Here is a 20,980-nt window from a genome sequence, read left to right as displayed (position 1 = left end):
GCCCTTGAGGGGGATTAGGGGCAGAACCTCAGTCGCCTAGACCGGTTCCGACCTGACGGGCCGCCTTAACCCATGGGTGGTCGGCAGGTACGTATTTAACCTTGCCAGCGACGTCTTTCAACGCAACGGTCGTGGCGTCTCCGCCCTGAGCGGCGACCATGATGCCGAACTCACCGTCGTCAACGAGCTTGGCACCCATGGTTCCCAGCCGGGTCGCGAGCAGACGGTCGTGGGCGCACGGGATACCACCGCGCTGCACATAGCCCAGGATCGAGACTCGCGATTCCAGCCCGGTGGCCTCCTCAAGCTGAGTAGCCAATTTGAGGGTATTGTCGCGCATGGAATGCTCAAGGTCCTTCTTGGCCTTCTTGGCAGCCGCCTTTGTCTCAGGGGTCTTGGAAGCGTCAACGAGGGCCTGAGCTCCGGCCATCGCGGCCGAATCAGCCTCATCGCGAGCTCCCTCAGCCACCGCGATGACCGAGAAGTTCAACCCCTGCTTTTGTCGGTTTTCCACCGCCTGGACGATGGAGTCCAGCTTGTAGGGCACCTCGGGCAGCAGGATGACATCAGCACCACCAGCGATGCCCGAACCGAGGGCCAACCACCCGGCACGGTGGCCCATGATCTCAGCGAGAATGATGCGGTGGTGGGAATGGGCGGTGGAGTGCAGCCGGTCGATGGCCTCCGTGGCAATCTCCAGTGCTGTCGAAAACCCGAAGGAGTCGTCGGTTCCGACGATGTCGTTGTCAATCGTCTTGGGCAGATGCAGGACGTTCAGCCCGGCCTTAGCGAGCTTGTACGCGTTCTTGGCGGTGCCACCACCGCCCAAAGTCACCAAAGCGTCAAGCCCCAGCTTCTCGTAATTCTCGACGATGGTGGGCACCATATCCCGTTCCTCGCCGTCGATAATCATGTGATTGACCTTGTCACGGCTAGTTCCCAGGATGGTCCCGCCGACCGTCAGGATGCCTGAGAGGGCACGCGGGCCAAGGGAGATGGTGCGGTTTCCCGCCAATCCAAGAAAGCCGTCCTGAATACCGATGAGCTCCATGTCGTGCTGGCGGATGGCAGCCTTGCCAAATCCGCGGATAGCGGCGTTGAGCCCGGGGCAATCACCGCCTGCGGTGAGGATGCCGACCTTCTTCTTTCTGGACATGACGACTCCTGATCTGTGTCGGGTGGTACCTATCCTTCCATGGATGGCGCCGACAACACTGCGGTCCACTGTGGCAATCATGTGCGTCACTGTGACGACTGCCATTCGTCGTGGCAGCTGGCGCCCTACCCGGCAGGATTGCCACAGCGCCGGTGGGACGGGGCCTCGGTCAGATAATCCGCTGGGTGGAGGCGCCACTCGTCGTCGGCTTACGGAGTACCGATAAGGCGGAGCGCATGGGTGGCGGCTTTGATCTGACGGTCACTGATGGGAGCCTCGCCCCGGCGTGACATGCCCTGCTGCATAGGTCATTGATGGATGGTTCCGCCGCTGCGACCGCACAGTTATAGACACCTCTATCCGTGAAGAGCCATATTCTCGAGGTTCAACGCCTTCACCTTGAGACATCCAGTAGCCAAAACCGATCTGACCCGGAACTGCTCCGAGGCAGACGTTCCCCACCACCGACGACCCGTATCGTCGACGGTCCGTAATCCAACCGGACTGGTGCATTCTCACCTATTGACAGCCATTAGTGGCTATGCCATATTCGTTCACAGTGCGAACGAAACGGTGCCACTGGTCTTGTGGACCCGGCACCAGCCACCGGCTCTCAACGAGGAGAAGTCATGAACACGTTGCGATTGCGAACCGCTCTGGGACTCGCCTTCATCGCCACGATTAGCGGAACTATGCCACTAACCGCTACGGCCACTCAGCCCTATCCCCCATCAACCAAACCTTCCGTGCAGGTGGGTCCCACCGCCAGCTATCGCTACCCAACCGATACGCCCGGAGCCGGGCTCATCGACAAGGATGGCTCCTTCCACGTGCAACAATCTGCGGCCCTTTACGGCGCCAACGACGTGCGCGAATGGGCCTTCCTAACGGGGAACACCTTCGATGACCTAATACCCGATAAGGACCTCAATACGGCTACTAACCCAGCCAATCCCCAGGACCGCAACGATGACACCCGTGGCGCTGCAATAACTCGGTAACTGGCAAGGAAGCGACGCTGGCACCGCAACCCACTAACTATTCGCAGCCGAACTATGGCGACTTAGTCGGCTGGTGGGCAGACCCCGACACCGGCGATTGGCATGGCCTAGTACACAACGAGTTCACCCCACGCCCTTTCGGCGACAACCTGCACTACGACGCGATCGATCACGCTGTGTCACACGACCAGGGTAAGACGTGGACCATCACCGGCCACGTGCTCACCTCGCCGTGGAGCACGACGCGCGGGGACACCGACGCGTTCGGTCAACAAAGGTACAACTACAGTGACGGCGACCCGCGGTTGTTCGTCGACCAAGCATCGGGCTACTTCTACGTGTATTACGGATCGCGGGTGATTCCGAAGAGGGGCGCCGGCGGCTCCAACGTAGGGCTCTCCCACGTTGCCCGCGCACCCATGTCAGGCAAGATGGCGCCTGGAACATGGCACAAGTGGTTCGGTGGTGCATGGAGCCAGCCAGGCATTGGCGGCAGGGAGAGCAACTTGGTCCCGGTTACACCGGACGCGCCACTCGGCTACACGCCGGTGGACAGGGATTACAAACCCACCGCACCGGGCAACGTCGAAGAGCAGGTCGCGGCCGATACCCTGCCTGTCAAGTCCGACCTGTTCATCATGAACATCACTTGGGATGCCCACTTAGGCACATACATCGGTGCTCCTGAGGTGGTCAATGGCACCGCTCCCCAGCACTACTACATGACCGACAATCTGGCCACACAGAAGTGGCGTCTGATAGGTGATTCCGGCACGTGGTATCGCTGGTTCCTCGATAATGGCAACCGCACGGACTCGATGGTCGTCGGCCGCACAATGCGCTCCTATTGTTCAATCGCCTGTTCCACTTCCGATGGGGAGTACAGCGAGCTCACGATCGGCGGCAACCTGCCCCAAGCCAATATGGTGCGCACCTCACGGGCGATGCGGATAGAGAGCAACGCCGGCTTGGCGCTCGGGCAGGTGGCCGATGGCACAGCCACCACAGCCCAGCGCTGGCCCTATAAAAACAGGTTGCTCATGCCGTCGCCCTGAAGCAGTGGCAGTTCGTCGCCGTCGGCGATGGTTCGTACCGGATCCAGAACCTCGCCACGGGCGCAGCCCTAGGCGTCGATTCGGCCCACCCAGCTCACCGAGCATGGGGTGTGCGTCCACAGGCAACAGGTCTCGTAACCGAAGGACCGGCTGCCCTCGGGCAGCAGTGGTGGGTAATCCCCACGCGCAGCAAAGACGGGGTACCCGATGGCCACATGCGCGTAGTAAACCGCTACACGCAGACGGCACTCTCGCTGGGCGCGCACGGCGCCGATCTCACCCCGGTGCGCTCATGGACCGACCGCAGCGGTTCGACAGTCGGCGCCGGACGCACTGAAGCCGAGCAGGTGCTCAGGGTAAAAGCCATGGGACAGGCCCCTGATGTGGTGACCCAGCTGACAGCGGGACAAATGCGCAGCGATAAGGGCCAGCCGGTAACCTCCCGAATGACCGCCACCGATTCGCGTGGCTTGCCCGTGCACTTCACTGCCACAGGGCTGCCCGACGGGGCGACGCTCTCGCCCGACGGTAGGATTACAGGTGCCGTGACCACGGTCGGCGTTTATCAGGGCGGATCCAGTGTTCGCGCCCGTTGACCACGATGATGACGTCTTCAGCATGGCCACGGTCTGCCACGATCTCGAACCAGGTAACCCAGCCGTCGCGCCACTGCATTGAGACGCGATAGCCGCCGCGAGCCCGCAGACCGATCACCTCGCCCTCCGCCTCCCATGCCGGTGGCAGAGCGGGAAGCAAGCGAATCCGACCGTCGTGGCTCTGCAACAGCATCTCCGCGACGGCCCCTACCAGCCCTAGGTTGCCGTCCACTTGAAAGGGCGGATGGGTGGTCCACAGGTTCGGCAGCATGTTGTAGGTCAGCAACCCGCGTACCATCTCGCCAGCCCGGTATCCGTCCCCGAGGCGGGCAAAGAGCGCGGCACGCCAAGGCCACGTCCATGAGCGTCGGCTGTCGCCTACTACCATCTCAGCGCGAAATGGTGCCGCGGTAGGTGCACCCACCACCGGCGGAGGTTCCCCACAGCGCGCCTTCAGGGACACCAGCGCAGCCGCCTGCAGCTCGGGTGTGTCTGTGGTTATCTGGCGCCCGGGATAGACGGCGAAAAGATGCGAGGTGTGGCGATGCAGCTCGGTGGGATCGTCCCGGTCGTCCTGCCACTCCTGCAGTTGGCCCCAGCAGCCCACCTGGTTGGGCGCCAGCCGGTCTCGCAGGCGCTCCACCCGATAGTAGAGGTCGTCCTCGACGCCCAAGGCCCGCGAACACTCCAGCAGGTTGGTGAACAGATCCCATACGATCTGCTGGTCGTAGGCTACCCCGTCCTCGCGTGGGCCGTGCTCGGGCGACCATCCTGCCGGCGCGACGATCATCCCGTCGTCACGTTCCACTAGCTGGTGCTCCCAGAAACGACAGATCTCAGCTAGCATCGGCAGACCCCGAGTGCGTAGCCACTCGTCATCGCGAGTAAAGGCCCAGTGCTCGTAGACGTGGTGGGCGTACCAGGCACTCGCCATGGTATTGGGTTTCCACCCATTGCCCCCCAGCGGGCTCTGGGACGTGCGTGCCGTCCAGCCGGGGACATCGGGGCCACACATCGCCCGGGTAGCGGAACGGCTAGGGACAGCCACCTCCTCCACGAAGTTCAGCAAGGCCATATGCTCCTCGCTCTGGCCGGTTACCTCCGCGCCCCAGTAGTTCATCTGAACATTGATGTTCGTGTGGTAGTCACTACCCCAAGCAGGATCGTTGCTGTCATTCCACAGGCCTTGCAGATTGGCCGGCAGCCCCTCCGCCCGCGACGAAGACACGAGCAAGTAGCGACCCAGCACGACAGCGAGCTGTTCCAAGCCCACGTCGGCGGCCCCGTCGCGATAGCGTCGCAGCCGTTCGTCAGTGGGCTGCGCGTCGAGTTCTGGGACGGAACGACCCCAGCGCAAGCGACACCGGTCCATCACCGCTGAGAAGTTAGTGACATGAGCGTCGTGCAGCCGCCCCCATCCCAGGGCCATGGCCGAGCAGATTCGTTCGTCGACGACCGGCCGCGGGTTAACGCCACGCCACCCCGCTACGGCACTCAACGCATAGTCGGTACCGGCGTCAAGGACGAGCGCCAATGTAGTCGCGTCCGCGACGACAATTCGATCGCCATGGGCAATCGACCGGCCATCGCACTCCAGGACGACCAAGCTCGCACAGTAACGCAGCCCGTTGCCCAGTACACCATCGAAGACAACGGATGTGTCGCCAGCTACTCGCGAAGGCACCCCCTGCGCCGATTCGAGTCTCACCGTGCACCCGAAAGGTGCCGATGCCGAATACCGCAGCACGATGACGTCTGCCTCACGACTCGCGAAGGCCGAACGTTGGTGCCGCACGCCACCAGCATCGAAACAGGTATGCGCCACGGCACGGCGCAGGTCCAGTCCGCGCTCGTAGCCACTAACGGTCGACTCCTCGAGACCGGCGAAGCTGATCGTCACTCGACCGAAATCGAGGTAACGCCCGAAACCGTGCATCGAGGTGTCGAAAACGTCGTCAGCGACACCGCACAGACCGTTGTCGTAGTTGTTGGACCCCGCCCACAAACTGTTCTCGTTGAACTGCACCACGTCATGTGCGATGTCCCCCCGTAGGACGGCCCCAAGGCGACCGTTACCGATCGGCAACCCGTAAGCTTCCCACTCCGCTGCAGGTGAGCGATAGTGCAGGCGCCATGACTCAGCCAGCATGACACGGCGCAGTCGATGATCTCAGCACCAGTTCCGGCTCCATCAACACGCCGTGGTGCTCTCGGTCGGGTCGTTCGACCATGTCGACAAGCAGATCGATAGCGGCGGTCCCAAGATCCTAGAAGGGCTGGCGCACCGTGGTCAGTGCGACCGGGGCAAAAGCAGCCAGCGGCACATCGTCGGTGCCGACCACCGACACATCCTCGGGTACACGTCGGCCTCGATCAACCAGGGCGCGCAGAATCCCGAACGCCATGTCGTCGCTCGCCGCGAAGATAGCCGTTACCTCCTCCATTCGAGCCAGCAATGTTCCGAGCCTCCAGCCAGACTCGGCACTCCAGTCACCGATGAGCACCGGCGGCTCGGGGCACCCGTGCTCGGCCAGCGTCGCCGCCCAGCCCGCCTGACGGCCCGACGCGTCGGCCCAAGTGCTGGGTCCGGCAACGTGCCATACGGTGTCGTGCCCAAGTTCCAGCAGGTGCTCCGTGGCTAGTACGCCTATCCGCTCCTGGTCGATGCACACCGCGTGGTGCCCAGTGCCGTCCGAGAAGTCATCCGGCACCGCCTCGCTCGAGGAGCCACCAAATACGACAGCAGGTAGCCCTCTTGCCGCTTGCGCGAGAGCATCGACGTCATAGACCGGGACCGCCACGACGATACCGTCGACTCCCTGCTGACGCAGGTGTTCGATGCTCTGACACACCGCTTCGGGGACAGTCGATGTCACCGACGCTGCGGCCACGTAATATCCGTGGCGGCGGGCGGCCGACGTCATAGCGGCCACGTAGGCAGCACGGGAGTAAGCGACCGAGCCCTGGGTCAGGACCCCTAACGTCATCGTGTGCCCGGTCACCAGCGCTCGAGCGATGCCAGTGCGCCGGTAGCCCAATTCGTCGATCGCCAATTCCACCTTGAGTCGGGTTACCTCGGATACGTTCGTTTGGCCTCGAACCACCCGCGACACCGTTTGGGGAGACACGGCAGCCCTCTTGGCCACGTCGGCCATTGTCGGTGCCCTACCGGTCAGAGGCGAGGAGAAGCCGCTCGCGGACATGTCACACGTATCGGCGGTTGTAGACACCGAGCACGGCGATGACGACGCCCAGGGCAAGAGCCATGATTCCTGCCTGGACCCATCCCGTGGTACGCATCGCCACCATGACGACGACGCATGCGCCCAGTACCAGCGCAAGCGCCAGCCACCCAAGCACTTGAGACATTTTGTCAGACACGGATTACCAGTTCCTCTCACTTGAGTCCGCCGCCACCGATGCCGGTGACTAACCGCTTTTGGATGATCGCATAGAGCAAAAGCACTGGAACCATCACGATGACCATGCCGGCGTATAGGCGACCATAGTCGGCGGCCGCCCGCTGAGCCTGGAACAGGTTCAACAGACCGACTTGCAAGGTCTTATGCTCTCCGGGGATGAGGGTGAGAGAGATGATGAAGTCGTTCCAGAAGCTCAGGAAGTTGAACAGGATCACCGTGGAGATGGCTGGGCGTGCTATCGGCACCATGATCGACAGCATTGTGCGCAGTCTGCTCGACCCATCCAGTGCTGCGGCCTCCTCGTAGATCGCAGGGATGGTGCGAAAAAACGAGACTAGCAGGTAGATAGTGAACGGCAGGCTGGTGGCAGCATAGACCAGAGCCAGCACCGCGAGGTTGTCGATGAAGAAGCCGTTCGGCAGCCAGGATGCCAGCGCCTTATCCCAGCCCAACAACATGAGGAAAATCGGGACGACGATGTAGTTGACGTTAATGAACAGGCCGGCCATGAGGAAGCCCTCTACCAGCGCCCGTCCTCGGAAGGGGACACGAGCGATAGCGTAGGCTGCAGGGATTGCGACGGCCAGTGAGAAGACCAGACCAAGCACGGTCACGAATAGTGAATCCGTAAAGTAGATGCCCATCTTGGCGGTGACGAAGGCGTCGACGAAGTTCTGCCAGTGCAGTCCGTCGGGCAGCCGCCACGGACTGCCGAAGAATTCGGGCTTCGTCTTGAAGGCGGCCATGACGACCCAGGCCACCGGGACGATGACGAGAATGCTGATGACCACTAGAAGGGCGTGGGCGGCCAGTCGGTAGCGCCGGTCGGCACGCAAGGGGGTCGGGACGGCGCTCATGAGTACTGAAGGACTTCTCTGCGAGTCACGTGGCTGATCAGCATCGCGACGAGGAACGAGAACAGGAACGTCACCACACCAATCGCCATACCGTAACCATAAGCTGAGTTAGTGAACGCCTGCTTATACATGTAGTTGAGCAGCACCTCCGAGCTACCATTAGGCCCGCCATCAGTCAGAGCCTTGACCAGCACGAAGGCGAGATTCACCGAACTCAGCACGAAGAAGGTGAGGGTGGTGCGGATGTTGCTCCAAATCAGGGGAATGGTGATCGATCCCAACTGAGTCATCCGCCCGGCACCATCCAGCGAGGCCGATTCGTAGATCTCGACTGGCACCGACGACATGCCGGCCATGTAGAGCACCACGTAGTAGCCGAGCGATTGCCAGACCATGGCGATGGCAACGGAGTACATGACCACGTTCTGATCGCCGAGCCAGACTGGCCCGTGTCCCAGTCCCAGCGCTTGCAGGAGGCCGTTCACCAGTCCGTTGTTTTGATCGAAAACTGCCGAGAAGATGGCTGCCACGACGACGATGGACAGCACCGACGGCAGGTAGAGCACAAACCGGTACCAGCCAGCTCCCACCAAGGTCTCCCGGGTAAGGACCGCCGCGATAAAGATGGAACTGCAAATGGTCACAATCGTCACTACGACGAGGATAAACAATGTGTTCTCAAACGCCCGGACGAAAGTGGGATCGTGAACAAGGGCGGCGAAGTTGTCCAGCCCGATGAAGCTAGGGGCATTTCCCAGCCCATTCCAGTCGAACAACGACATACGAAATACGTTGAGCGTCGGATAGACGAGGAAAAGTACATAAAGGACCAGCGCCGGCAGAATGCACAATGCAGCGAAGGGGCCGGCACCGCCCATAGGCGTGCGGCGACGGGCCCGGCGACCGGCTGGAACAGTCGTTATGGGAAGAGTCAAGACAGTCTCGATTCATCCATGATCAACACAGAGGAATCAGGGGTCAGTAACCGCCCAGCTTGTTGCTGGCCTCGTTGACCTTCGCCTGCCAGTCCTTGACCGACAGTTTTCCACTAGCCACGGAGTCCACCGAGTCGAGCAGCGCGGTTTTAATGTCGATGCCGGGTACGGCCTTGGCGGACTTGAATCCACCGATGGTCGACTTGAGGCCTGGCTCGTCGTAGACGGTATAGAAGGGTGCCACTTCGGCCAGCAGGCCCTTTGTTCCGGTCTTGGTAGGCATTGCTGCACCAGCCTTGGCGAATAAGTCAGTGGCCTTGTCGGAGTAGAGCCAGGCGATGAAGGTTTTCGCCGAGGCCTTATTCTTCGCGCCACTGGGGATCCACACACTCTCGATAAAGCTAGTGAGGTGCCGGTCTTCCTTCTTCATGGCCGGCACTGTCGTGAGCCCCCACGCGAAGCCTGCGCTGCGCGGAGCGTCTTTCATCTCCCCCGCCACCCAGGAACCGTCAGGGCAGAAGAGCGCCTTGTCCACCATGAGGGCTGCCTGGTTCTTGGTGTAATCCTGGTTGTTCGCGTAACCGACCGTCTGCGGCAGGGTGTACTACGTCAGGAGCTTGCCGACGAGGTTGAGCACTTGGGTAGCTTCACTGCCCGTCCAGATGTTCTTCTCGTAGCTCATCACCTTCTTGAAGTAGTCATCACCGCCGATGCTCGACAGCAGCGCAAAGAAGAAGGTGTCAAAATATCCGGCCGTCGGGTAAGTGAACAGCGATATGCCCTTCGCCTTAACTTCGTCACCCAGAGCGAAGAACTCGTCCCAGGTAGCCGGTAACGTCCAACCATTCTTTGTGAAGAGGGTCTTGTTGTAAACCAGTCCAGCCGGGGCCATGAACGTCGGCGCCAGCATCAGCCGGTCGTCATCATAAGGATTGGTGGTGAGGTTACCCACCATACCCGGCAGGAGTTTGTCGCCGACGGTCGTGGTCTCGCCTTTGTTAGTGATCTTGAGAATGTCGTTAAGTGGTTCCAGCGACTTGTTCTGCACAAATTTGTCAGTGAAACCAGTTTTGCCACCCACACCCATAAACACGACATCCGGAAAGTTGCCTGCCGCCACCTGCGGCGTCAACTCCTGATCGATGGTCTTACTGACGGTGAGCTCGACTTTGGCACCAGTGGCCTTCTCGAAGGCTTCGGCGACCTGCTTGTAGATGGCTGCGCCGTAAGCATTCTCGAAAGCGGCGACCTTAATAACCCCGCTGGCCTTCCCCGCACCACCCGAGGTAGACGCCGTGGTTCTCGAACCCGGAGAGCAGGCGGCTAGGGGGACAGTAGCCGCGGAGGCAGCCAGGCCGACCATAAGGGCTCGTCTAGTGAGTTGCATGGGAAGTCCTCTCGCGCGGACAGAAGGCATAACGAGTGCTCGGGTCACCCCGCTGTGACCCTGCGCTCCCTGTCATTCAGTAGTTTGGCACGAGATGTTATCGATGTCATGAGTTCTCAGAGATCGCCGAGATTATGGCATTGATGCTGCTCTACCCCCTCTCCGGTGAGAGGTGACGCAGCCGCCATCGGTGAAAGCTTTGAGACCATTCCGGACCGCAAGATTGTGTGTGGTAGTGATGGCATCACCGAGCATCACCTCAGCGATCTATCAACTTGCCACATCCGACAGGAAGCGCCAGTCGAGCTAAGCGATTTGTCAGTCACTCCGGCAGGTACCCTACCGAGATAGGACGGCAGAGGGAGGGGGACATGCATTCAGCAGTAGTGGGTGCGGAACGCATCGATCATGGCACGATGAGGACGATTAATCTTGCCCTCCTACTTGGAGCCCTGCGATCAGAACCGATCTCCCGCGCGGAGTTATCCCGAAGGACCCATCTGTCCAAGGCCAGCATCACCAACCTGGCCGCCGAGCTGGCGGCGAGGGGGCTCGTGCGCGAGGGAAGCCCGGACCGCAACGGCACAGTGGGGCGCCCCGGCACCATGCTTACGCTAGAAGGTGCGCGTGTGTGCGGTGTCGGGCTGGAGATCAACGCCGAGTACCTCGCCGTGTGTGTTGTAGACCTGTGCGGGACAGTGCTATACGACCGGGCTCAGCCATTCGACGTGGCTTCGCTACCCATCTCCGATGTCCTCGACGAAGTTGCCGGGATCATGCGGGATACCTTGGAACAACTCCATAGCGCACGACGGCACGTGGCCCAGGTCATGGTGTCCGCGCCGGGTGTGATCAAGCAGCCCGCAGGTACCGTCCACCTGGCTTCGAACCTCGGTTGGCGCGACGTCCCTTTGCGTTCACAGCTGCTCCAGCGACTGGACGCCGACATCAGCTTGCAGGTGGAGAACGACGCGAAACTCGCAGCGGTCGCCGAGTACCGCAGATATGAAGACTCCGACGTACGGGACCTGGTCTACCTGTCCGGGGACATCGGCGTCGGCGCTGGTATCATCGCGGCTGGCCAGCTGATGCGCGGCTGGTCGGGATTTTCCGGAGAAGTCGGGCACCTGCACCTCGACCCCCGCAACCTACCCTGCCACTGTGGCCGCACAGGCTGTTGGGAGGCGCGCGTCGGCCTACCCGAGTTCCTGGCGCATACCGGGGACCGACTGGACGCCCAACCTATCGACCGGTTACTCATCCAAATTCAGGATCGTGCAACCCGTGGGGACCAGCAGGTCCTCAATGCCCTCGATAACCTGGCTACCAGCCTGGCCGAGGGCCTCAGCGTGGTCATCGACATGCTCAATCCCCGTGTGGTCGTCCTGGGCGGCTACTTCAGCTGGTTCACTGACTTCCTCATTCCGCCGATAGCAGCCGATCTGACCGCCCGCCGACTGGATCCAGGCGCGGGTGCGCTGCTCGCCGGTGCACAACTCGGCATGGTCTCTTCCGCCCATGGGGCTGCCCTGACGGCCCTAGACAGTGTATTCGCCAACCCTTTATCCGTTCCTCGATGCTGACGCCATCACCCCCTCTTCCCCAAGCACGAGGCATCCGGATCGGGGCCCGGTGCCAGGCACCCAATCCGGGACCGGCGGTCCGGAGAGCATTGACAGTCGTGTGGCCGCATGTCATATTTTCGGCAGAACATGAACATTTAAGCTGAGGGAGCCCGATGTCTAGCAGCACGTCTCAGACCACCAGCCGGGCAGGGCGGTTGACCCTGCCCGTGGAGAAGGGCATGGATGCGCAGGTCGCAGAGCTGCTCGAGCGACTCCAAGCCGATGCTGTGCGCAACAGCGACGGCACCGAACTACCGGAGATCGTTAACGAGCTCGCCACGAAGATCTACCAAACCTACTTCGTAGGGCGCGGAGACCAGGACTGGGCCCGAACCCACCCCCGGGAGTTAGCCCGGATCTACCTGATGAGCGAACGGACCCCAGCGCTAGCAGACGGTGAGCTATCGATCGACCTGATGACGAATTGGTTCGTTGACCAGGTGTATCCCGACACCGACTGCGATGTCGAGCGGTGGTGGCAGGTGATTGATCGCATCACCGGGGATGTCATCGCCCCCGGCGCATGGCATGTTGACCCAGCCGGTTTGAGCGTGACGATCGACCAAGCCCAGGCCGGGCACGTCTACACCGTCGGTTTCCTGGCTGTGCAGCGCTGGGACCCCACCCAGATGTATAACTATCTCACCAACGGTTGGGCCGACGATCCACAACGGATCAAAGAATCGCCCTACGACATCCGCTATCCCCAGACCTGGCAGCACGTACGCCACGCCTTGGACCAGTGGCTGGCCGATAACCCTCAGGTCGACGTAGTACGCTTCACGACCTTCTTCTACCACTTCACCCTCGTCTACGGTTCCGATGGAACCGAGCGCTTCGTCGACTGGTTCGGCTACTCCGCCTCCGTCTCGGTACCTGCAATGGAAGCTTTCGAGAAACGCTTCGGCTACCCATTGCAGGCCGAGGACTTCATCGACGAGGGTTGGTACAACTCGCCTTTCCGGGTACCCCGCAAGTCCTTCCGGGACTGGATCTCTTTCCAACACGAGTTCGTGACATCCCACATGGCCGAGCTGGTGGAACAGGTTCATGCCGCCGGCCGCGAGGCCATGATGTTCCTAGGCGACAACTGGATCGGCACTGAACCCTATGAGCCCCATTTCGCGCACACTGGAATAGACGCGGTAGTCGGATCCGTGGGCAGCGGGGCCACCTGCCGAATGATCTCTGACATCCCCGGCGTCCGCTACACGGAGGGACGCCTGCTGCCATATTTCTTCCCCGACGTCTTCCATCCGGGTGGAGATCCGGTGACCGAGGCCAACGCCTCGTGGCTAGCTGCACGTCGCGCCATCGTGCGCTCTCCCCTGGACCGAATCGGCTACGGCGGATACCTGAGCCTGGCCGTCCAGCACCCCGAATTCGTAGACCGCATGGAAGAGATCGTCAACGAGTTCCGCACTATCCATGCGGCTGCCGCCGGTCAGCGACCCATCGCTACCGGCCCCCGGGTTGCCATCGTGAACTGCTGGGGGGCGCTGCGCAGCTGGCAGACCCACATGGTCGCCCATGCCCTGCACTACCGACAGGCCTACTCGTACCTCGGCGTCCTTGAGTCGCTCAGTGGGCTGCCGTTACAGGTGGACTTTCTCAGCTTCGACGACATCCGCAACGGCGTGCCCGAGGGAGTTGAGGTGCTGATCAACGTCGGTGCCGCCGGCACTGCGTTCAGCGGTGGATCCGAATGGGCCGACGAACGTGTCACCTCGGCAGTGCGCAGATTTGTCGCAGCCGGAGGCGGTCTGGTCGGCGTCGGTGACCCCACCGCCCACCCCGCCCGCGGAGCGGTCTACCAGCTCAGCGATGTCCTTGGTGTCGACCGCGAACTCGGGTGGGGCCTGAGCACGCACCGCCCCATGCATACCAGCGATCATCACTTCGTCACCCTCGATTTGTCGAGCCACTTGGACGTGGGAGAAGGCACTCCCGACGTGTTCTGCGCCAGCGCCACCACCACTGTCCTGGCAGCTCACCACGAGCAAGTAGACCTCGCAGTCAACCAGTTCGGCTGCGGCCGTGCGGTTTACCTGGCCGGACTCCCATACTCGTCGCAGAATGCTCGGTTGCTGCACCGAGCCCTCACCTGGGCCGGACACCGCGAGGACGCTTTCACCACGTGGACCAGCAGCCACGTGCGTGCAGAAGTCGCCGTCTATCCGCACAGTGACCGACTGCTGGTGATCAACAACTCTTTGGACCAGGTGACCACCACCGTGTCGACCCCTACGACGGTCCGCGAAGTGCACATGGAAGCCGCAGGGCACCTGTGGTTCGACCTCGAACTTCATCCCTTGGACATCCCAGGGTGAACCCTCCAAGGCTCAATTTAGCCTTGGAATCCTCACGGCCGGACAACAACAGGGCAAGTCCGTTCGACAGCCATTCATGAATCACCACACGCTCGCCCCAAGGAAGCCACATAAGGCTCTGCCCTTTACCGGCGCATAATTTAGGTTATCCTCTAAAGCAACGACGGCAGACCAAAGCACCACGGGAAGGAGCGCTCCATGCTCGCCTGGGTCATTCTTGCCGACCAGGTCAACAGCCGACGTCACAACGACGAGGTCCCCCATCTCCTCGCTGCCCTGACCTCCCCCGGGTTGCTGGTGAGCCCCACGGGTCACAGGGTTGGCACCCCGAACTGGGTCCTCCCTCCAGAACGGACCTCCGGTGACGAAGTCCAGGCCCTCACCACCGACCCCGCCAGCCTCATCCACGCCGTGTGGACATCAGGTTCGGGACCATGGCGTATCGGGGTCTCCTATGGCGAGGTCGACACGCCGCTGCCCGATTCCACGCGCGCAGCACGAGGCCCCGCTTACATATCGGCTCGAGAAGCAATCGACGAGTGCCGACGACGTCACGCAGCAATCCACGTCTTTGCCAACGGCACCGATGGGATGCGCCGGTTCTCCCAAGTGGCCCAGATCGTCGTCGATCTCGCCCGACGGCTGCGCCCCGCCACCCGCGATGTCGCCAAGTTCTACGATCTGTCTATGAGCAGCGACGAGACCGCACGGGCCCTCGGAATCAGCACCTCGGCCGTCAGTCAGCGACTTACCCGCGCTCGCTGGGAGTACCTCGTCGGGACTCGACAGCTCGCCGTCGACCTGGCTCAGGAAGCGCAATGACCGTCACCATGAGGATCGCGGCCACCCTCCTCGTAATCGCGGCAGTGTGGGGCGGCAAGTACGCCGTCTCCCTCATCTTCCGCGCCGCCGGGGTCCGGGCCGGTGGGAATACCGGCCTGCTGCGCGGAGGTCTGTGGATCGGCTACCTGGAGCGACTGGGAATCGTCACCGCTATCCTCACCAGCTACCCAGCCGGGATCGCTGTCATCCTCGGCGTCAAGACCCTGGCACGCTACGCCGAGCTGAAGTCGCAACCGACTCCGGGATCGGACGCGGCGCAGGCCAACAAGGAGTCGAGTGCAGCTATCGAGCAATTCATCATCGGAACGATGGCATCAGCTCTATGGTCGGTACTGCTCACGGTGACAGCTAAAGCCCTATGGGGCTGACACAGCTACACACGCGGTCCGTGACCGGCCCGGACCCCCACGATGCGCTATCAGCCCCCGGAACTCACTCAGCCCTAACCGGCTCCAGCTTCCACACTTGCTCGGCATAGTCGCGAATGGTGCGGTCCGAGGAGAACCGACCAGACTTGGTGACGTTCACCCATGCCTTGCGCGCCCAACCACGGGCGTCAGCATGATCAGCGGCCATCTTGTCCTTGACATCCCGGTAGGACGCGAAGTCGCCCAGCACATAGTAGACGTCGGGACCCTCCCAGCCGGGCTCCATGAGGCTTTGACGCAGATCGTGGAACCAGCCAGAACCATTGTCGTCGAGGGTGCCGTCGGTCAGCGTATCAATGACCCGCTTGAGGCCCGGTACATTCTCGTAATGCCAACGCGGATCGTAGTCCCGCTTGAGGGAAGGCAGCTGCTCCTCAGTGGCACCAAAAATGTAGGCGTTGTCGTCACCAACCGCGTCGAGGATCTCGACGTTGGCCCCATCCAAGGTGCCCAGGGTGAGAGCGCCGTTCATCATAAACTTCATATTCGAAGTACCCGAGGCCTCCTTGCCGGCCATCGAAATCTGCTCGGAGACGTCAGCGGCCGGAATGATGTGCTCGGCCGGGGAGACGTTGTAGTTGTGGATAAAGACGACCTTGATCCGACCGTTGATGTCCTCGTCGTTATTGACCAGACGAGCCACCTCGTTGATGAATTTGATAATCGCCTTAGCACGGATGTAACCGGGAGCGGCCTTAGCGCCAAAGACGAAAACCCGCTTCGGAACGTTGAGGCTCACGTCGTCCTTGATGCGGAAGTAGAGGTCGAGCACATAGAAGGCGTTGAGCAATTGACGCTTGTACTCGTGCAGTCGCTTGATTTGGACGTCAAAAATAGCGTCCGGATCAATCTCGACGCCCTCACGCTCGGCTACCCAAGCCGCGAAGTCGACCTTGTTAGCGTGTTTGATCTCGTTGATGCGGTCGTAGACCGACTCATCCACGGAATCAGTGTAGTTAGCGAGCACTGAAAGGTCTTTGACCCAGGCGTCAGAGCCGGTGACTCCGGTCAGCAAACTCGCCAGACGCGGGTTGCACTGGTTGAGCCAGCGACGCGGGGTGACGCCGTTAGTCTTGTTGTTGAACCGCTGCGGCCAGATTGCGTGCCACTCTTTGAGGGTCTCGTGCTTGATGATCTCGGTGTGCAGGGCGGCGACACCGTTGATGGAGTAGGAGGCGTAGCAGGCGATCCACGCCATCCATACCTGGTTGCCGCTCACCGGGGCCATGTACTCGATGGTCTGACCGTCCAGACCGCGCTTGTTCATGTCTTCGCGAAAACGACGGTCAATCTCGCGAACGATCTCGGAAATGCGCGGGAACAGGCGATCGAAGATCTGCATTTCCCACTTTTCGAGGGCTTCGGCCAGCACGGTGTGATTGGTGTAAGCGAAGGTATGGGTGACGACCTCCCACGCCTCGTCCCAACCCATACCGTGCTCATCGAGGAGGATGCGCATGAGCTCAGGGATGGACAGCACCGGATGGGTATCGTTGAGCTGGATCGAGTTGTATTTGGCGAAGCCAGTAAGGTCCTCGCCGTGGTGCTCGATGTAGTTGTCGACGATCTCCTGCAGGGAGGCTGAGCAGAAGAAATACTGTTGACGGACCCGCAGCACCTTGCCCTCGAAGGTGGTGTCGTTGGGGTAGAGCACGCGCGAAATGTCGGAAGTGCGCTCCCGTTCGACGATAGCGTCAGTGAAACGCTGGGAGTTGAAAGCCTGGTAGTCGAACTGTTCCATCGGCTCGGCTTTCCACAGCCGCAGCGTCCCGACGTTGCGGGTCCCATAACCGGTGATCGGCATGTCGTGGGGGATGGCGCGCACCCACATGTCGGCGTAGCGAACGATGCGCTGTTGCTCTTCACGACGGATGACGAAGGGGTAGCCCTCCTCCATCCATGGGTCTGGGTGTTCGGTCTGGAAGCCGTTGTCGAAGAGCTGCTTGAACAGGCCGTAACGGTAGAGGATTCCGTAACCAGTAACAGGCAGTTCCAGGGTGGCGCAGGAATCGAGGAAGCAGGCGGCCAGACGACCTAGGCCACCATTACCTAGAGCAGCGTCGGGTTCCTGTTCGAGCACCTCGGACAGATCGATACCGAAACTGGCGAGGGCCTCGCGGGTCTCGTTGACGAGTCCGAGGTTCGACAAGTTATTGAGCAGGGCTCGTCCCATGAGGAATTCAGCGGAGAAGTAGTGCTCCTGGCGCCCGGCCTTGTACGCAGCGTCGGTGGCCTGCCAGTCATCTGCGATACGGCCCACGACGGAGGCCGATAATCCCTGCCACACCTCCATGGGGGTCGACGCAGTAACGGAACGTCCTGAGGTCGATCGCACCTGGAATGCGATTGCTGAAGCCAGGTCCTGAGTCATGTGCCTTCCTTGGATATGGGTGCGCCGCACCGCGGCTGGTACATCGCGTTCACACTACCGCGGATCAGACGTATGGCCCGGAGCCCGACCAATCCGTCCGTGGATCCCCAGTCCACGCCGACTAACGAGAACGAACCCTGTCCAACTGAGCACCACCGCGGCGAAAACGACCGGGATCCCTAGCGCTCCAGCACGAGTCAGTTCTAGCGCGAAGGCGGCGGCGAAGAGCGGGGCGCGCTGGGTCATAGACAACGCGCATCCGGCTCCGACGATCACCATCATGGCGATCTGGGAGGGTGCGTCGATCCCTGCCACTACAGCCACCAGGGCTCCGACCAGGGCGCCTGCGGATAGGGACGGCGTGAGTAAACCACCGGCAGCACCGGAGCGTAATGCCATCGTCGTGGCAAGAATCTTGCCGACGAGCAGGATCGCCAAACTGGCTGGAGCCACGGGATGGGCCAACACCAGATTGACGATGACCTGGCCATTTCCGACCACTTGAGGTGCCGCCAGAGCGATGGCGGTCACTCCGGCCGATCCCAACGGAACCGTCCACCACAGCCTGGAGGTAACCGGGACTCGCCGTTTCATCTCCCCGAAGAGCACCCCCATCCCAGCTCCCACAACGGTGGAAATCGCAACGACAAGAACCACCCAGCCAAGGCCGGTACCTGTCACTGTGGCGGCTGGTGAACGATAGATGGGACGGTCATGGTTCAACAACCATGCCGTCACCGTTGATAGGACGGAGACGACGCCGGCTATTCCCACCTGTCCCCAGCCACGCTTGGTGCGAAGATCAGGGCGCACCGTCAGTTCCAGGGCGTACAGCGCTCCAGCGACGGGCACGTTATAAACCGATGCCAGGCCGGCACCGGCGGCACTGGCCAGCACAACCCGCCGGGTGGCGGCGTCGACTCGGAAGGTGTCGGATAGCCCTTGGGCAGCCAGGGCAGCCATCTGACGCGGTGCCGCCTCTCGGCCTAGGGAGCTTCCTGACCCGACGACGACGAGCTGGGCGAGGGCGTCAACGATGGTCTCGACTGGGCGTAGCCGCGTCGGAGAGTCGATGGCCTGTCGCACCGAGGTAATCGACCCCGACGGGAACGGACGCAGCCACCGCCACGTCAAGCCCGCAATGAGAGCACCTATAATCGGCGCGACGAGGCGTCGCCACACAACGACTTCCCCAACACCCGTCGTCGACGAGGAGAAGGGCACACCGAAGGCGCAGACCTCAATGAGGTGGGACAGTTCGCTCGTAAGGCCACCGATGAGTCCCGACGCCAACCCCGTCAGTACGACAGCAGCAACGAACCGGATCCGTGAGATGGCCACGAGTCAGACGCTACTGCCACAACCTTAAGAGCACGGCCTGTGAATCACGCTGGAAGGGCGACATAGATCGTCTCCAGGAATTCTTCAATACCCTGGTAGGAACCCTCGCGTCCCAGTCCGGACTCCTTGACGCCACCAAATGGGGCAGCCGCGTTAGAGAATACCCCTAGGTTCGCACCAATCATGCCGGTTTCTAGCTTCTGTCCCATCTGTAGGATGCGAGCTGTGTCACCGGTGAACACGTACCCGGCCAGTCCCACCGGAACCGAGTTGGCGAGGGCTAACGCTTCCTCTTCGGTGCGGAAGGTCGTTATCGGGGCGACTGGTCCGAAAATCTCGGTTTGCATGATCTCAGCGTCGGCGGGAACGTCAGAGAGCACCGTCGGTGGATAGAACCAGCCCCGACCCTCGGGAATCTCACCACCGCAACGCAGGGTGGCACCGTCCTCAACAGCTGAACGCACCAGGCCGTCAACTTTTTCGCGGTCACGCTCGGTGATCATAGGCCCGACCTCGGATTTTTCGTCCAACCCGTCCCCGACGACCAACCCGGACATCATTTCGATCATCTTGTCGGTGAATTCCTCGGCCACCGACTCGTGGACGATAAAGCGGTTCGCAGCGATGCAGGCCTCGCCCATATTGCGCATCTTGGCACCCTTGGCCCCGGCGATAGCCTGGTCCAGGTCCGCGTCATCAAAGACGATGAAGGGAGCGTTGCCACCAAGTTCCATTGAGGTACGCAACACGTGCCTGGCAGCCTTGCTCAGCAGGTTTGCACCCACCCCGGTAGAACCGGTGAAAGACAATTTGCGCAGTCGCGGATCCTCCAGAATGGCGTCAGTGACGGCGTGATCCAGACCAGTGATGACATTGAGAACACCAGCTGGCAGACCAGCTTCGAGGAACGTCTTGGCAAGCAGCAAGGTGGTCAACGGGGTAGCCGAGGCCGGGCGGATCACCACAGTGCACCCAGCAGCCAGAGCCGGGGCGACCTTGCGGGTAGCCATCGCCAACGGGAAGTTCCACGGGGTGATGAATAGGCACGGACCGACGGGACGCTTGGTGACCAACTGACGGATGTTGCCCTCCGGCAGCAAGCCGTAGTCACCGCGGATGCGTACCGCCTCCTCCGAGAACCAGCGCAGAAATTCGGAGCCATACGTGACCTCGCCGTAGGACTCCGCGAGCGGCTTGCCCATCTCGAGGGTCATGAGGCGGGCGAAGTCATCCTTGCGCTCGGTGACGAGGTTAAAGGTCTTGCGCAGGATTTCGGCACGCTCCCGCGGGGCGGTATCGGCCCAGGAGTGCTGGGCGCGAACAGCAGCGTCAAGGGCATCAGTGCCCTGGTCAACAGAGGCGTCGGCGATGGCGACGAGGGGCTTCTGGGAGGCGGGATTGATGACGTCGAAGGTGCGGGACGCCTCGGCGTCCACCCATTCTCCGTCAATGAGCAACTGGGTGGGAAGATCGGAGGGGAGCGAACGGTCGTTGGTCATCATGAAACAACCCTACGACGGGGTGTCGACGCTATGGCAGGGTTCGACGTTCACGTGGGGAGAACACGCTCCTACCACAGAAGGACCAGCTAATTCGCTCGCCAGCACGATGTATGACGAGGGGTTCCAGCAAC

General features: G+C 61.5%; 16 protein-coding genes and 2 pseudogenes. 8 read left to right on the top strand and 10 right to left on the bottom strand.

Annotated features, from left to right (window positions below):
• Positions 1-28: 28 nt before the first annotated feature.
• Positions 29-1,261: a 6-phosphofructokinase gene (locus tag LRP59_RS02435; RefSeq protein WP_002512803.1), complete on the bottom strand. Its 1,233-nt coding sequence runs from the start codon at positions 1,259-1,261 to the stop codon at positions 29-31.
• 5 nt (positions 1,262-1,266) lie between these two features.
• On the opposite strand from LRP59_RS02435, the gene LRP59_RS02430 reads away from it, so the two are divergent.
• The 4 genes from LRP59_RS02430 to LRP59_RS02415 all read left to right on the top strand — a co-directional run bounded on the left by LRP59_RS02430 (position 1,267) and on the right by LRP59_RS02415 (position 3,808).
• A complete protein-coding gene (locus LRP59_RS02430; RefSeq protein WP_002520973.1) occupies positions 1,267-1,446 on the top strand; it encodes a hypothetical protein in 180 nt (59 codons plus the stop codon).
• Positions 1,447-1,785: 339 nt separating this feature from the next.
• Complete coding sequence (locus LRP59_RS02425; protein ID WP_002512801.1) at positions 1,786-2,157, top strand: hypothetical protein; 372 nt, start codon at positions 1,786-1,788, stop codon at positions 2,155-2,157.
• A 176-nt stretch (positions 2,158-2,333) separates the two neighbouring features.
• Complete coding sequence (locus LRP59_RS02420; RefSeq protein WP_002512800.1) at positions 2,334-3,212, top strand: hypothetical protein; 879 nt, start codon at positions 2,334-2,336, stop codon at positions 3,210-3,212.
• Positions 3,209-3,808, top strand: coding sequence for an RICIN domain-containing protein (locus LRP59_RS02415; protein ID WP_074025667.1), 600 nt, complete (start codon positions 3,209-3,211; stop codon positions 3,806-3,808). Before LRP59_RS02420 ends, LRP59_RS02415 begins: the two co-directional genes overlap by 4 nt.
• Here LRP59_RS02415 and LRP59_RS12070 read toward each other — a convergent pair.
• The 6 genes and pseudogenes from LRP59_RS12070 to LRP59_RS02380 all read right to left on the bottom strand — a co-directional run bounded on the left by LRP59_RS12070 (position 3,747) and on the right by LRP59_RS02380 (position 10,385).
• Positions 3,747-5,957, bottom strand: a complete 2,211-nt coding sequence (locus LRP59_RS12070; RefSeq protein ID WP_014604294.1) for a glycosyl hydrolase family 95 catalytic domain-containing protein — start codon at positions 5,955-5,957, stop codon at positions 3,747-3,749. The genes LRP59_RS02415 and LRP59_RS12070 overlap by 62 nt on opposite strands.
• Positions 5,947-6,963, bottom strand: a pseudogene (locus tag LRP59_RS02400) (LacI family DNA-binding transcriptional regulator). Before LRP59_RS02400 ends, LRP59_RS12070 begins: the two are co-directional and overlap by 11 nt.
• Before the next feature lie 49 nt (positions 6,964-7,012).
• Complete coding sequence (locus LRP59_RS02395) at positions 7,013-7,177, bottom strand: DUF6903 family protein (protein ID WP_002520969.1); 165 nt, start codon at positions 7,175-7,177, stop codon at positions 7,013-7,015.
• A 28-nt stretch (positions 7,178-7,205) separates the two neighbouring features.
• Positions 7,206-8,087, bottom strand: a complete 882-nt coding sequence (locus LRP59_RS02390) for a carbohydrate ABC transporter permease (protein ID WP_002520968.1) — start codon at positions 8,085-8,087, stop codon at positions 7,206-7,208.
• On the bottom strand, positions 8,084-8,965 hold the full coding sequence (locus LRP59_RS02385; RefSeq protein ID WP_002512793.1) for a carbohydrate ABC transporter permease: 882 nt from the start codon (positions 8,963-8,965) through the stop codon (positions 8,084-8,086). Before LRP59_RS02385 ends, LRP59_RS02390 begins: the two co-directional genes overlap by 4 nt.
• Before the next feature lie 100 nt (positions 8,966-9,065).
• A pseudogene (locus LRP59_RS02380) lies at positions 9,066-10,385 on the bottom strand (carbohydrate ABC transporter substrate-binding protein).
• A gap of 440 nt (positions 10,386-10,825) precedes the next feature.
• On the opposite strand from LRP59_RS02380, the gene LRP59_RS02375 reads away from it, so the two are divergent.
• From LRP59_RS02375 to LRP59_RS02360, 4 genes are all read left to right on the top strand, one after another.
• Positions 10,826-11,992, top strand: a complete 1,167-nt coding sequence (locus LRP59_RS02375; protein WP_002520965.1) for an ROK family transcriptional regulator — start codon at positions 10,826-10,828, stop codon at positions 11,990-11,992.
• A 155-nt stretch (positions 11,993-12,147) separates the two neighbouring features.
• The gene (gene gnpA / locus LRP59_RS02370; RefSeq protein ID WP_252236812.1) at positions 12,148-14,364 is read left to right on the top strand and encodes a 1,3-beta-galactosyl-N-acetylhexosamine phosphorylase; all 2,217 of its coding nucleotides are present in this window, start codon (positions 12,148-12,150) and stop codon (positions 14,362-14,364) included.
• 198 nt (positions 14,365-14,562) lie between these two features.
• Entirely contained in the window at positions 14,563-15,186 is a 624-nt protein-coding gene (locus LRP59_RS02365) for a sigma-70 family RNA polymerase sigma factor (protein ID WP_002512788.1), read from the top strand.
• Entirely contained in the window at positions 15,183-15,575 is a 393-nt protein-coding gene (locus LRP59_RS02360) for a hypothetical protein (RefSeq protein WP_002512787.1), read from the top strand. Before LRP59_RS02365 ends, LRP59_RS02360 begins: the two co-directional genes overlap by 4 nt.
• 64 nt (positions 15,576-15,639) lie before the next feature.
• On the opposite strand, the gene LRP59_RS02355 is transcribed toward LRP59_RS02360, so the two are convergent.
• From LRP59_RS02355 to LRP59_RS02345, 3 genes are read right to left on the bottom strand one after another with little or no spacing between them, the layout of a single operon-like run.
• Positions 15,640-18,006 (bottom strand): glycogen/starch/alpha-glucan phosphorylase, encoded by a 2,367-nt coding sequence (locus tag LRP59_RS02355; protein ID WP_002512786.1) that lies wholly within the window; start codon positions 18,004-18,006, stop codon positions 15,640-15,642.
• 54 nt (positions 18,007-18,060) lie between these two features.
• A complete protein-coding gene (locus LRP59_RS02350) occupies positions 18,061-19,347 on the bottom strand; it encodes a chloride channel protein (protein WP_002512785.1) in 1,287 nt (428 codons plus the stop codon).
• A 44-nt stretch (positions 19,348-19,391) separates the two neighbouring features.
• A complete protein-coding gene (locus LRP59_RS02345) occupies positions 19,392-20,849 on the bottom strand; it encodes an NAD-dependent succinate-semialdehyde dehydrogenase (protein WP_002512784.1) in 1,458 nt (485 codons plus the stop codon).
• Between the last annotated feature and the right edge of the window lie 131 nt (positions 20,850-20,980).

It is taken from the genome of Cutibacterium sp. 37298 (assembly GCF_023838685.1).
Classification (GTDB): Bacteria; Actinomycetota; Actinomycetes; order Propionibacteriales; family Propionibacteriaceae; genus Cutibacterium; species Cutibacterium acnes.
The sequence above is the reverse complement of the archived record's forward strand: the minus strand, read 5'-3'. Positions and strand labels throughout refer to the sequence as shown.